This window comes from Aeromicrobium sp. IC_218, assembly GCF_004336805.1.
Lineage (GTDB): Bacteria > Actinomycetota > Actinomycetes > Propionibacteriales > Nocardioidaceae > Aeromicrobium.
On record NZ_SJXM01000001.1, the window covers coordinates 12,891 to 25,481 of the forward strand.

The 12,591-nt window shown below is 72.3% G+C and carries 14 protein-coding genes; all 14 read left to right on the forward strand.

Going from position 1 to position 12,591, the window contains the following annotated elements; genetic code table 11:
* Positions 1–208: 208 nt before the first annotated feature.
* Entirely contained in the window at positions 209–688 is a 480-nt protein-coding gene (locus E0W78_RS00085) for a flagellar protein FlgN (RefSeq protein WP_131401830.1), read from the forward strand.
* 1 nt (position 689) lies between these two features.
* A complete protein-coding gene (gene flgK, locus E0W78_RS00090; protein WP_131401832.1) occupies positions 690–2,084 on the forward strand; it encodes a flagellar hook-associated protein FlgK in 1,395 nt (464 codons plus the stop codon).
* Positions 2,085–2,098: 14 nt separating this feature from the next.
* Positions 2,099–2,971 (forward strand): flagellar hook-associated protein FlgL, encoded by an 873-nt coding sequence (gene flgL, locus E0W78_RS00095; RefSeq protein ID WP_165570345.1) that lies wholly within the window; start codon positions 2,099–2,101, stop codon positions 2,969–2,971.
* A 26-nt stretch (positions 2,972–2,997) separates the two neighbouring features.
* Complete coding sequence (locus E0W78_RS00100) at positions 2,998–3,411, forward strand: flagellar assembly protein FliW (RefSeq protein WP_131401834.1); 414 nt, start codon at positions 2,998–3,000, stop codon at positions 3,409–3,411.
* Positions 3,412–3,429: 18 nt separating this feature from the next.
* Entirely contained in the window at positions 3,430–3,699 is a 270-nt protein-coding gene (gene csrA / locus E0W78_RS16925) for a carbon storage regulator CsrA (protein WP_131401835.1), read from the forward strand.
* 85 nt (positions 3,700–3,784) lie between these two features.
* Positions 3,785–4,993, forward strand: coding sequence for a SpoIIE family protein phosphatase (locus E0W78_RS00110; protein ID WP_131401836.1), 1,209 nt, complete (start codon positions 3,785–3,787; stop codon positions 4,991–4,993).
* Positions 4,990–6,960: a glycosyltransferase family 2 protein gene (locus E0W78_RS00115; protein ID WP_242686154.1), complete on the forward strand. Its 1,971-nt coding sequence runs from the start codon at positions 4,990–4,992 to the stop codon at positions 6,958–6,960. Before E0W78_RS00110 ends, E0W78_RS00115 begins: the two co-directional genes overlap by 4 nt.
* Complete coding sequence (locus E0W78_RS00120; protein ID WP_131401838.1) at positions 6,947–7,282, forward strand: STAS domain-containing protein; 336 nt, start codon at positions 6,947–6,949, stop codon at positions 7,280–7,282. The genes E0W78_RS00115 and E0W78_RS00120 overlap by 14 nt, the downstream gene beginning before the upstream one ends.
* The gene (locus tag E0W78_RS00125; RefSeq protein ID WP_131401839.1) at positions 7,275–7,706 is read left to right on the forward strand and encodes an ATP-binding protein; all 432 of its coding nucleotides are present in this window, start codon (positions 7,275–7,277) and stop codon (positions 7,704–7,706) included. The genes E0W78_RS00120 and E0W78_RS00125 overlap by 8 nt, the downstream gene beginning before the upstream one ends.
* Positions 7,703–10,171: an OpgC domain-containing protein gene (gene opgC, locus E0W78_RS00130; RefSeq protein WP_131401840.1), complete on the forward strand. Its 2,469-nt coding sequence runs from the start codon at positions 7,703–7,705 to the stop codon at positions 10,169–10,171. Before E0W78_RS00125 ends, opgC begins: the two co-directional genes overlap by 4 nt.
* A 67-nt stretch (positions 10,172–10,238) precedes the next feature.
* Positions 10,239–11,438 carry a benzoate/H(+) symporter BenE family transporter gene (locus tag E0W78_RS00135; protein WP_131401841.1) on the forward strand — a complete coding sequence of 400 codons (1,200 nt, stop codon included), beginning with the start codon at positions 10,239–10,241 and terminating at the stop codon, positions 11,436–11,438.
* An 11-nt stretch (positions 11,439–11,449) separates the two neighbouring features.
* The gene (locus E0W78_RS00140; RefSeq protein ID WP_207392554.1) at positions 11,450–11,782 is read left to right on the forward strand and encodes a YtxH domain-containing protein; all 333 of its coding nucleotides are present in this window, start codon (positions 11,450–11,452) and stop codon (positions 11,780–11,782) included.
* Entirely contained in the window at positions 11,779–12,171 is a 393-nt protein-coding gene (locus tag E0W78_RS00145; RefSeq protein WP_131401842.1) for a phage holin family protein, read from the forward strand. The genes E0W78_RS00140 and E0W78_RS00145 overlap by 4 nt, the downstream gene beginning before the upstream one ends.
* A complete protein-coding gene (locus tag E0W78_RS00150; protein ID WP_131401843.1) occupies positions 12,164–12,349 on the forward strand; it encodes a DUF3618 domain-containing protein in 186 nt (61 codons plus the stop codon). The genes E0W78_RS00145 and E0W78_RS00150 overlap by 8 nt, the downstream gene beginning before the upstream one ends.
* Positions 12,350–12,591: the final 242 nt, after the last annotated feature.

A 12,591-nucleotide genomic window follows, 5' to 3' on the forward strand; every position in this document is an offset into this window, starting at 1 on the left:
GGACCTGTGCGGTTTGACAGCGGGACCTAGGGCCCGTAACCCCTTGCGAAAACTTGCGCGAAACCTGGGCATTGGCTGAGTTTTGGCCGACCGCGGCCACCTCGTGCCCACAAAGCGCTCAGGACGGCCGGGCACCGCCCGATGGAAGGGTCCGACCGTCCACGTGCGTCCTGCGGGTGGAGGTCCGCACGAAAGGGAGCGGTACCCCGTGGAGGAGCTGTCACTCATCCTCGCCGACGAGCGAGAGGCCCTCGAGCGTCTGCAGTTCGCGCTCGAGACCGAGCGTCTCGTGCTCGCGAGCGGACGCACGCGCTGGTTGATGCGCGCCGCCAAGGGCGTCGAGGACGTGCTGGAGGAGCTCCGCGCCGTCGAGGTCATGCGCGCCGTCGCCGCCGACCAGGCCGCCGAGGCGCTGGGCCTGCCCAGCAACCCGAGCCTGCAGGCGCTGGCCGAGGCCGCCGACGAGCCGTGGCGCACGATCCTGCTGGACCACCACAGCGCCTTCGTCTCCACCGTGCACGAGGTCACCGACCTCGCCGAGAACAACCGTGAGCTCATCACGTCCGGCTACACCTCGGCCCGCGAGACGCTCCTGGCGCTCGGCAAGGGCGCCGAGGGCTACAGCCCCGACGGCACCGCGGCCGTCATCGCCTCCACCCCGCACCGACTCGTCGACAGGACCCTGTGACATGGCCGGCACCTTCTCCTCCTTCGGCAGCGCCCTCTCGGGCCTGCGCTACGGCCAGACGGCCATGGACGTCGCGAGCCTGAACCTCGCGAACGTCGACTCCAAGGGCTACACCCGCCAGCGCGTCGAGGCCTCGGCGTCGACCAGCGCGGCCAACGCCGCGATGTACGCCCGCGGCAACAGCTACGGCGACGGCGTCGCGGTCGACGGCGTCTCGCGCGCGGTCGACCTGCTGCTGAACAGCCGGGCCCGCACCGAGCACGCCACCCAGCAGTTCCTCGACATCCAGGCCGACGTGCTCAAGCGCGTCGAGGCCGGCGTCAGCGAGCCGGGCAAGACCGGCCTCAACTCCGCCCTCGACGGCTTCCGCAAGTCGTGGGGCGACCTGGTCAACGCGCCGGACCAGAGCGCCGCGCGCTCGCAGGTCATCGCCGCGGCGAACACGCTCAGCGAGGCGCTGCGCTCGCAGGCCCGCATGCTGCAGGGCGAGGACACCGACGCCCGCCTGCGCGTGGTCGACAACGTCGACAAGATCAACACGATCGCCGGCGAGATGGCTGCGCTGAACGAGAAGATCCAGATCGCCTCGTTCGACGGCACCGCGAACAACACGCTGCTGGACCGCCGCGACCAGCTCATGCTCGAGCTGAGCCAGCTCGGCGGCGCCGAGTCGACCATCCAGTCCAACGGCACCGTCCAGGTGAACCTCGGCGGTCTGGCCCTGGTCAGCGGCAAGACCGCCTCGACGCTCTCGGTCAGCACGGGCATCGCGGCCGACGGCACGGCGACCGGTGACCCGATCACCTTCGACCTCAGCCAGGGCGGCACGTCCCTGGGCAGCCCGACCATCGCCACCGGCACGGTCGGCGGCCTGGTGCGCTCGGTCGACGTGACGATCGCCGGCATGCGCGACGAGCTGAACACGATCGCCGCGACGTTCGCCGACACGGTCAACGGCCGCCACACCGGCGGCTTCGACCAGGACGGCGCCGCGGGCGAGGCGATGTTCTCCTACACGGCCGGCAACGCGGCGGCCACGATCACCGTGGCGATCACCGACCCGCGCAAGGTCGCGGCGTCGTCGGTCGGCGGCGGCGTGCTCAACACCGACAACGCCAACTGGCTGGGCAACAACAAGACGGTCGAGGGCGCCTACCAGTCCTGGGTCGCCACGCTCGGCTCCTCGGTCTCGGCGGCGACCCGCCTGTCGACCAACCAGAAGGCCCTGACGAACCAGGTCGACGGCGCCATCGAGCAGCTCGGCGGCGTCAGCATCGACGAGGAGATGGTCAACCTCGTGAGCGCCCAGCGCATCTACGAGGCCGCCGCCCGCGTCATGACGACGCTCGACTCGGTCCTGGACACCCTGATCAACCGAACCGGAGTGACCCGCTGATGAGCATCGGACGCGTGACGCACGGCAGCATGACCCAGTCGAGCCTGGCCAACCTGCAGGCCTCGCTGGGCCGGCTGGCGCAGAGCCAGGAGCAGCTGACCACCGGCAAGCGGATCAACCGCGCCTCGGACGACCCGACCGACGCCGCGCGTGCCATGCGCACCCGCAGCGCGCTGGCCGACCAGGAGCAGTACGCCCGCAACGGCCAGGACGGCGCCACCTGGATGAACCTGACGGACTCGCGCCTGCAGTCGATGAACTCCTCGCTGCTCCGCGTGCGCGAGATCGGCCTCATCGGCGGCACCGACACCAACACCGGCACGGCCCGCGAGGCGCTGGCCGTCGAGGTCGAGCAGCTGCGCGACAAGCTGCTCACCGAGGCCAACGCCACCTACCTGGGCCGCCCGATCTTCGGCGGCATCACCGCCGGCGACAAGGCCTTCGCCGACGACGGCACGTTCATCGGCACCACCGGCGCCGTGCAGCGCACGGTCGCCGACGGCGTCGACGTGACGATCAACTCCGACGGTGCCGCGCTGTTCGGCAGCGGCGCGACCTCGATGTTCGCCGAGCTCGACGCGCTGGCCAACGCGATCCGAGCCGGGGACAAGACCGCGATCCAGGCCGGCATCGACCAGGTCGACGCCCGCAAGGGCAAGATCATCGACGAGCTGTCGTCGGTGGGCACCCGCACCAACCGCGTCGAGAGCGCGATCGACGCGGCCAAGGACTCGGTGCTGTCCCTCAACTCCAACGTCTCCGAGCTCGAGAACGTCGAGCTGGCCGAGGCGATGATGCAGGTGCAGATGCACCAGGTGTCCTACCAGGCGGCCCTGGCCGCGACCTCCAAGGTCATCCAGCCCAGCCTCATGGACTTCCTGCGATGAGCGGCCCGACGACGAAGGTGCGTGACATGACTGCAGCGACGACCGAGGCGCCCGCCGTCGAGACCGTCCCCACGCTCGAGATGGTCCAGCCGATCCTCGGCTTCCCGGCCGCCCGGCACTTCACGATCGTGGACCACCACGACAGCCTGCTGCGCACGCTGCAGTGCCTGGACGACACCGACCTGCGCTTCCTGGTCGTGCCGCCGAACGTCTTCTACCCCGACTACGCCCCGGTCGTCAGCGACCAGGTCGTCGAGGACCTGGAGATCACCGCCGAGAGCGACGTGCTGCTGCTCGTCCTGCTCAGCGCGCCCGACGGCCTGGCCACCGCCACGGTCAACCTGCGCGCCCCGCTGGTCATCAACGTCCGCACGCGCCGGGCCGCCCAGGTCGTCCTGGAGGACCAGGACCACCCCTTGGCTGCGCCTCTCCAGTCCTAGTCGCGGTAGGCTCGCACGGTGCTGGTTCTGAGCCGCCGCGCAGGCGAGAGCATCGCCATCGGCGATGACGTGACGATCACGGTGCTCGACGTCCGCGGTGACGTCGTCCGCATCGGCATCGACGCGCCGCGTTCCGTGGCGGTCCACCGCACCGAGGTGCTTGTCCAGGTCGAGGCCAGCAACAAGGCCGCCGCCTCCCCCGACGACGACGTCGTGTCGTCGCTGTCGCAGGCCCTGCGCAAGCCGGCCGACGACGACGAGACCCCCGAGGACGACGCCCGGGCCTGAACGCCCCTCCCGGCCTCGAACTGTGCTCGGCCCGTCCCCGCCCTAGGGTGTCGGTCACAAGCACCACTCGGGGAAGGGGCCGGCAGTGGCACTCGTGTCGGACGGGCTCGGGCCGGTCGACGAACGACGACAGCGCGTCGTCGAGAGCGTCGGCATCCTCGACCAGGCCCACCAGGAGCGGCTCGACCGCATCACCCGCATGGCGACCGTCGCGTTCGGGGTCCCGCTGGCCTCCATCACGATGCTCGACGGCGAGCTCGTGCGCTTCCCCTCCGCGATCGGCATGGAGGCGCGTCCGATGGCCCGGCGCGACACCTTCTGCGACCGCTCGGTCCGCATCGGCGGCAGCGTGGTCTCCCGCGACACCCTGACCGACCCCCGCTTCCGCGACCTCGCGCTGGTCCACGCCGACCCGCCGTTCCGCTTCTACGCCGCCCATCCGCTGTGCGACCCGTTCGGCAACGTGATGGGCACGTTCTGCGTCTACGACCACGAGCCGCGAGAGTTCGACGAGCGCGACCAGCGGCTGCTGGCCGAGATGGGCGCCTGGGCCGAGGTCGAGGTGCTCGCCCTGGCCGAGATGTCCCGCGCGCACGACGCCCAGGTCTCGATGCTCCCCTCGGCCCCGATCGACCGCGGCTCGTGGCACGTCGACGGCATCTGCCTGCCCGCCCTGTCGGTCGGCGGCGACTACTTCGACTACGCGCTCGAGGACGAGGTCCTGCACTTCGGCCTCGGCGACGTGATGGGCAAGGGCACCGCGGCCGCCCTCATCGGCGCCGGCATGCGGGTCGCGCTGCGCTCGGCCCACCTCGCCGTCGTCCACGGTGCCGACCTCGGGCTCGTGCTCGACCGGCTCGAGCAGGGCGCGGCGTCCGACCTGGACCGGGCCGGCTCGTTCGTCACCCTGTTCGAGGGCGTGGTCGACCTGACCACGGGGAACCTGCGCTACGCCGACGCCGGGCTCGGCCTGGCGCTCCTCGTGCGGGCCGACGGCAGCTACGAGCAGCTCTCGGGCGGCGACCTGCCGATCGGCGTCATGCCGGGCTCGGGGTTCCACCAGCACGAGCGCACCGTCGAGGACGGCGACCGCGTCCTCGTCTTCAGCGACGGGGTGCTCGACCTGCTCGACGACCCGGACGACTGGATGCCTCCCCTGGCGGCCCTGCTCCACAGCGCGGACGACCCGCGCGACGTCCTCGGCCAGATCATGATGCTGGCGATCGACCGCACCCCGGTCGACGACGTGACCGCCCTGGTGGTGTGCCGCCGTCCGGCCGGGCGGTCCGCGTGAGCCGCCGCCTCCTGCTGATCCGGGTCATCGTCGTCCTCACGGCGGTCCTGGGCGTCAACTACGTGCTGTGGCGCTGGCTGTTCTCGGTGCACTGGTCGGCGTGGTGGATCGCCGTCCCGCTCGTCGTCGCCGAGACCTACAGCCTCATCGACTCGCTGCTGTTCGGCATGACCATGTGGCGGCTCAAGGAGCGCGGCGAGCCGCCGGCCCCGCCCGAGGACGCCACGGTCGACGTCTTCATCACGACCTACAACGAGCCGATCGAGCTGGTCATGCGCACCGCCCGTGCCGCGCAGGCCATCAGCTACCCGCACACGACCTGGATCCTGGACGACGGCAACCGCGACGACCTGCGCGCGGTCGCCGAGGCCGAGGGCATCGGGGTGATCAACCGCTCGGGCGACTGGACCCCCGACCGTCCGCGGCACGCGAAGGCCGGCAACCTCAACAACGCGCTGCTGGCCACCGAGGGTGAGTTCCTGCTGATCCTGGACGCCGACCAGGTGCCCAAGCCCGAGATCCTCGACCGCACCCTCGGCTGGTTCCGCGACGACCAGATGGCCCTGGTGCAGACCCCGCAGTGGTTCGAGAACGTCCCCGACGACGACCCGCTCGGCAGCCAGGCGCCGCTGTTCTACGGCCCGATCCAGCAGGGCAAGGACGGCTGGAACGCGGCGTTCTTCTGCGGCTCCAACGCCGTCATCCGGCGTGAGGCGCTCATGATGCTCGGCGTCACGCGCTACGCCGGCGAGGTCGAGATCGGCGTCCACCGCGCCCTGCGCACCGCCAAGCGGGTCCTGGCCCGGGCCCGCAAGGAGCTCGGCCCCGACGACGAGACGGCCCGCCGCGCGCTCGACCTGGTCGGCTACGAGATCGGCCGGGCCCGGCGCGAGATCGCCCGCGGCATCGCGCTGGCCGACGTCACCTACCGCTTCCAGCGCCGCATGGACGACGTGCGGCGCACCCTGGTCGACGCCGACCTGCAGGCGCTGCAGGCCGACCTGGCCGAGATCGCGGCGATGGAGCAGCAGGCCGACGCCCAGGGCGGCACCGGCCTGGCCACCATCGACGAGACGACGCTGGAGCACATGGCCTCGCGCGACTGGTCGCCGCTGGGCGCGGTCGAGACCGTCTCCGCGCTGGTGTCGGCGGTCGACGTCGACCGCGGCGAGGAGGCCCAGCCGGTCATGCCGCTGGCCACCATCTCGGTCACCGAGGACATGGCCACCTGCATGCGGCTGCACGGCCTGGGCTGGCGCACCGCGTACCACGACGAGGTGCTCGCGCACGGCCTCGCGCCCGAGGACCTGCCCACGATGCTGACCCAGCGCCTGCGCTGGGCGCAGGGCACGATGCAGGTCCTGTTCCGCGAGAACCCGCTCGCCCAGCGCCGGCTGAGGTGGTCGCAGCGGCTGATGTACTTCGCCACCATGTGGTCGTACCTCTCGGGCTTCGCCGCGCTGGTCTACCTCGCCGCACCGATCCTGTACCTGGCCGTCGGGGTGCTGCCGGTCCAGGCCTACGGGCCGGACTTCTTCATCCGGCTCGTCCCGTTCCTGATCGTCAACCAGCTGCTGTTCGTGGTGGTGGCGGCCGGACGCCCGACGTGGCGCGGGCAGCAGTACTCGCTGGCGCTGTTCCCGACCTGGATCAAGGCGTTCACCTCGGCCTTCGGCAACGTGTTCCTGCGCCGCGACCTCGACTTCGCCGTCACCCCCAAGACCCGGCCGGCCAGCACCGGCCCGGCCTGGCACCTGGTGCGCCCGCAGCTGTGGGCCATGGGTGCGCTCGCCGGCGCCGCCGTCATCGGCGCGGTGCGGTACGCCGTGGGCCAGGCGACGCTCGTGGGCTGGTCGCTGAACACCCTCTGGGTGATCTTCGACCTGGCCATCTTCAGCATCATCATCCGCGCGGCTCGCTACCGAGGGTTCGAGCCCGACCTCGAGGAGGACCATGACCGACTTTGACGTGAGGACCGATGCCCGGGGCATCGGGATCGTGACGCCGAAGGGGCGGCTGAACATGGTCTCGGCCAAGCAGCTGCGCACCGCGGTCGCCGAGCTCGTCGACGCCGGCACCACCAAGGTGGTCGTCGACCTGGCCGAGACGACGTTCCTGGACTCGTCCGGGCTCGGCGCCCTGGTCGCCGGGCTCAAGTCCGCCCGGCAGGCCGGCGGCGACCTGCGGATCGCCCGGCCGACCCAGCAGGTGGTGACCGTCCTCGGACTCACCAACATGGACAAGGTCCTGCGCCCGCGGGAGTCGGTGGACGGAGCCTTCGATGGCTGAGCCGGTGCGCCTCACCCTCGCGACCGGCGTCGAGGAGACCGCGGTCGACCAGACCCACGACCTGCTGCAGGAGCTGTGGGAGCAGGTGCCCGACGTCGGCGACCTCGACCGCATCCGGGTGGAGACGGCGGTCGCCGAGATCATCGGCAACATCGTCCGGCACACCCGCCGGCTCGACGCCCCCGGCTCGGACAGCCGCCGGGTGCAGGTGTCGGTCTGGTGCAGCCCCGACGAGGTCGGTGCCGAGTTCGTCGACAACGGCCTGCCGGCGGCGATCGACCTGAGCGACGTGACGATGCCCGACCTGGACGCCGAGTCCGGCCGCGGGCTCGCGCTCGCCCTGGCCGCGGTCGACCAGCTCGACTACGAGCGGTCCTCGGGACGCAACCTGTGGCGGCTGAGCTGCCGGCGGGGCGGCGCGTGAGCGGTCGTCCCCCCACGACCGTCCACGTCCTGCTCGCCGCTCTCGTCGGCCTGCTCCTGACCCTCGTCGGCGCGCCCGCCCAGGCCGTCCCGGACGGGCCCGACGCGGACCGTGCCTGGTTCGGCCCGAACCTGGACTGGGAGAAGCAGACCGCCACGGGCTACGCCGAGCACCTGGGGGCGAGCCCGTCGCTGTACGCGCAGCGCGTCCACTACCCGCTCGCCGCCGACGACGTCACCTACCTGGACCAGTTCGTCCAGCAGGCCACCTCGCAGGGTGCCGTGGCCGTCGTGGAGCTGCAGCCGCAGGTGCCGCTGGACCAGCTCACCGAGGCCGACGCCGAGCGCCTTGCCGACCGGCTGGCCGGGCTCGAGCGGGAGCGTGACGCCGAGGTGCTCGTGCGCTTCGCTCCCGAGATGAACGCCAGCTGGGTCACCTGGGGCCAGTCGCCCACCGACTACCGGCGCGCCTTCCGCGTCGTGGCCGACGCCGTCCACGCCGACGCGCCGAACGCGGCCATGGTCTGGTCGCCGGCCTACGGCGCCGGCTACCCGTACGGCACCGCGTACGGCGCCCTGGAGTCGGTCGACCCCGAGCGGTCCGCCGCCCTCGACACGGACGACGACGGCGACGTCACCGAGGCCGACGACCCCTACGGGCCGTACTACCCCGGCGACGAGGCGGTCGACTGGGTCGGCCTGTCGCTGTACCACTTCGGCGAGGTGCAGGACTTCGGCGAGAACGTCCGGCCCGACGACGGCGACTTCGCCGCCCGGCTGGACGAGCAGGCCGGCTACGGCGACGAGCGCCGCCGCCGATCCTTCTACGACCGGTTCGCCGAGGGTCGCGACAAGCCGATGCTGGTCGAGACCGGCGCGCTCTACAACGTCGAGGCGCGCGGCGGCGACGGCGAGCTCGACGTCAAGCGCACGTGGTGGCGCCAGGTGCTCGCCGAGCTGCCGTCGCACCCGCAGGTCGACGGCGTCACCTGGCTCGAGCTGCGCCGCCAGGAGGCCGAGGCCGACGGCGACGTGGTCGACTGGCGCGCCGTCCACCGCGACGACCTGGCCGACGACCTGCGTGCCGACCTCGAGGACTCGAGCGTCGACCTGGGCCCGGTCACCCGGGTGCTGGACCAGGAGTCCGGCAACGAGGCGAGCCAGCAGGGCTGGCAGCCCGACGACGTCAGCGCCGAGATGGGCTGGATCGTCCTCTGCGTCGTCCTGCTCGCCGTCGCCTACCTGTTCTCCGGGTTCGCCGGCCGGTACCTCCGGTCGTGGCGGTACCCGGACGAGGACGACCCGCGCGACCGGCGGCTGGACCTGTTCCGCGGCTGGATCATCCTCGCCGTGGTCATCACCCACATCGAGGTCAGCGGTCCGTACTCGTACGTCACGCTCAACGCGATCGGCGCGATCACCGGCGCGGAGATGTTCGTGCTGCTCTCCGGCGTCGTGCTGGGCATGATCTACGCCCCCACCGTGAAGCGGTTCGGCGAGTGGGCCACCGCGGTGATGATGCTGCGCCGCGCCCGCAAGCAGTACCTCGTGGCCCTGGCCGTGGTGATGATCGTCTACCTCCTCAGCCTGCTGCCGTTCGTCGACGCCTCGGTGATCACCACGTTCACCGACCGCGGCACGGGCAGCGAGGGCGAGGGCGCGCAGGGCCTCGTCTACGACCTGTACGCCAACGCGCCGCGGCTGTTCGACTACCCGCCGCCCTGGTACGCGGTGAAGCAGCTCCTGCTCCTGCAGATCGGTCCGTGGGTCTTCAACATCATGGGCCTGTTCGTGGTCCTGAGCCTGCTGCTGCCGGTCATCATGTGGTTCGTCCGGCGCGGCATGTGGTGGCTCGTGCTGGCCGTGAGCTGGGGGCTGTACCTGCTCGACGCGGCGTACAGCGTCCGCGTGCTGCCCTCGCAGTTCCAGGACGTCTTCCCGCTGCTGACCTGGCAGCTGCCGTTCATGCACGGGCTCGTGCTGGGGCACTACCGGCGCCATGTCCAGCGGGCGCTCACCACGCGCCTGGGCAAGGTGCTGGTGGGCGTCGTGGTCGTCGGGTACGCCGCCGCGCTGGGCTACCTGTGGCTGTGCCACCGCGTCGAGGTACGACCGGACCTGCTCCCCGCGAACGCCTACGGGTACCTGTACGACCACGCGTACATCCGCGTGTTCCTGCAGTGGGGCCGCCTGCTCGACCTCGCCGTCATGCTCGTGGTCGCGTACGCGTTCCTGACCACGTGCTGGAAGCCGGTGAACGCCGTGATCGGCTGGCTGTGGATCCCGCTCGGCCAGGCCAGCCTGTACGTGTTCATCGTCCACGTGTTCTTCGTGCTCGCCGTGGGCAACATCCCCGGCCTGGACCGCATGAGCATCTGGCAGGGCGTGCTGGTCCACACCGTCGTCATCCTGACCCTCTGGGTCATGGTGAAGAAGAAGTTCCTGTTCTCGGTCATCCCACGCTGAGCGGTCCGGTCCTCCGGCCGGCGCGGACGCCCTAGGCTCGTCGCGTCCCGCGCCGATCGGAGGGTGCATGCGCGACAGCCGTCCGTACGTCGCCGGGCTGGTGGCCGCCCTCGTGGGGTTCACCAGCTCCTTCGCCGTCGTCCTCGCCGGCCTCGTCGCGGTGGGCGCCTCGACCGAGCAGGCGGCTTCCGGCCTGCTGGTGCTGTGCGCGGTCCAGGGCGTGGGCATGCTCGTGCTCGCGCTGCGCACCCGGCAGCCGCTCACGCTGGCCTGGTCCACGCCCGGCGCCGCCCTGCTGGCCTCGACCGGCACGGTCGACGGTGGGTGGGCCGCCGCGGTCGGTGGCTTCGGCGTCTGCGGGCTGCTCGTGCTCCTGACCGCGCTGTGGCCGGCGCTCGGCGGGCTGGTCGCCCGCGTGCCAGTGCCCGTGGCCCAGGCGATGCTGGCCGGCGTGGTGCTGCCGCTGTGCCTGGCCCCGGTGCGCTCGCTCGAGCAGGACGCCTGGCCGGTGGTGCCGGTGCTGGCCACCTGGCTCGTGCTGGTGCTGCTGTCGCCGCGCTGGGCCGCGCCCGGCGCCCTCGTGGCCGCGCTCGTCGTCGCGGTCGCGGCCGGGCCGGACGCGTCCCTGGTCGTCGCCCCCGACCTGTCGTGGACCACGCCGGTGCTCACGGTCGGCGGTGTGGTCGGCGTGGCCCTGCCCCTGTTCGTGGTGACCATGGCGTCGCAGAACGTCCCGGGCGTCGCGGTCATGAAGGCGCACGGCTACGACGTCCCGTGGCGCCCGGCGATGCTGACCACGGGCCTGGGCACCGCCGTGGCCGCGCCGTTCGGCGGGCACGCGGTGAACCTGGCCGCGATCAGCGCCGCGCTCGCCGCCGGGCCGGACGCCGGGCCCGACCCCAGCCGTCGCTGGCGGGCCGCCGTGTCGGCGGGCGGGGCGTACCTCGTGCTCGCCGTCGTCTCGGCCTCGCTCGTCGGCCTCGTGACGTCCGCCCCCGCGGGCGTCGTGCAGGCCGCGGCCGGCCTCGCCCTCGTCCCGGTGCTGGGGGCCGCGCTCGCCGCGGCCACGTCCGACCCCGCGTCGCGCGAGGCCGCCGTGGTCACCTTCGTCGTCGCCGCGTCGGGCACCGCGCTGGCCGGGGTGGGGGCCGCGTTCTGGTCGCTGGTGGCGGGCGTCGCGGTCCACCTGCTCGTCCGGACGCGGACGCTTCGAGAGGCGCGCCGAGCCGACCCGTCGCACGATGGAGGTCCGCCCACCGACTCATAGGAGTGGTACGAGTGAAGAAGATCACCCTGCTGGCCTCGGCCGGCATCGGCTACGTGCTGGGCACCCGCGCAGGCCGCGAGCGCTACGAGCAGATCAAGAGCCAGGCCGACAAGATCTGGCGCAAGCCCCAGGTGCAGTCCGCCGTCGACGACGCGACCACCTACGCCAAGAGCACCGCCAGCGACCTGGGCAGCAAGGCCTCGGACGCCGCGTCGCAGGCCAAGGACGCCGCGAGCAGCAAGCTGTCCGGCTCCTCGGACTCCGGCTCCGGCTCGAGCCCGTCCGGCTCCGCCGGCAGCCCGTCGTCGACCCACGGCGACCCGGTCGATCCCCAGCAGCCGTGACCGGCGCGCCGCAGGACCGCTCGACCGGTGAGCTGCTCAGCGCGCTGAGCGAGCAGGTCTCGACCCTCGTGCGGGACGAGATGCGCCTGGCGCGCGCCGAGATGAGCGAGGCCGGCAAGCGCTACGGGATCGGGGCCGGCATGTTCGGCGGCGCCGGGCTCGTCGCGCTCTACGGCCTGGGCGTGCTCATCGCCGCCGCCGTCCTGGGGCTCGCCGCCGCGGTCGACGCCTGGTTGGCCGCGCTGATCGTCGCCGTCGTGCTGTTCGTCGTCGCCGGCGTCCTGGCGCTCGTCGGCAAGAAGAACGTCGACAAGGCGCCGAGCTTCCCGGGCAACCGGGTCGAGAGCGTGAAGGCCGACGTCGAGGCCGCGAAGGAGCGTCATGTCTGAGACCACCCGCATCGAGCACGAGATCGAGCAGACCCGGGCCGACCTGGCCGCCACGGTCGACGCCCTGGCCGCCAAGGTCGAGGCGACCGAGCAGCGGCTCAAGGCCCCGCTCGTCGTCGTCGCCGGCATCGCCGCCGGCGCCGTCGTCGGCCTGGTCGTGCAGCACCTGCGGCGCTAGACCGCGCCGTCCCGGCGGGCCCCGCACCTCCTGGTGCGGGGCCCGCCTGCGTCTGCTTGCGGCCTCCCGTCCACCCCGGGCGGGGGGCCGCAGTCTTGTCCGGTTCTCGTTGACCCTGCCGGACGCCGACTCGACGGTGGGAGAGCCGCCTGACCCTGCCCCGGCCGAGCCGGACGGCGACCGTCCGGCCCGCCGACGAACGTCCACCCCGGCGGCGGGCTCCAGCAGACAAGGAGCACCCC

Bases quoted from the DNA above. Each gene is read 5' to 3' on its own strand.
- flgK (WP_131401832.1), top strand. From the start codon at position 690: ATGGCCGGCACCTTCTCCTCCTTCGGCAGCGCCCTCTCGGGCCTGCGC.
- E0W78_RS00100 (WP_131401834.1), top strand. From the start codon at position 2,998: ATGACTGCAGCGACGACCGAGGCGCCCGCCGTCGAGACCGTCCCCACG.
- E0W78_RS00120 (WP_131401838.1), top strand. From the start codon at position 6,947: ATGACCGACTTTGACGTGAGGACCGATGCCCGGGGCATCGGGATCGTG.
- E0W78_RS00125 (WP_131401839.1), top strand. From the start codon at position 7,275: ATGGCTGAGCCGGTGCGCCTCACCCTCGCGACCGGCGTCGAGGAGACC.
- E0W78_RS00135 (WP_131401841.1), top strand. From the start codon at position 10,239: ATGCGCGACAGCCGTCCGTACGTCGCCGGGCTGGTGGCCGCCCTCGTG.
- E0W78_RS00150 (WP_131401843.1), top strand. From the start codon at position 12,164: ATGTCTGAGACCACCCGCATCGAGCACGAGATCGAGCAGACCCGGGCC.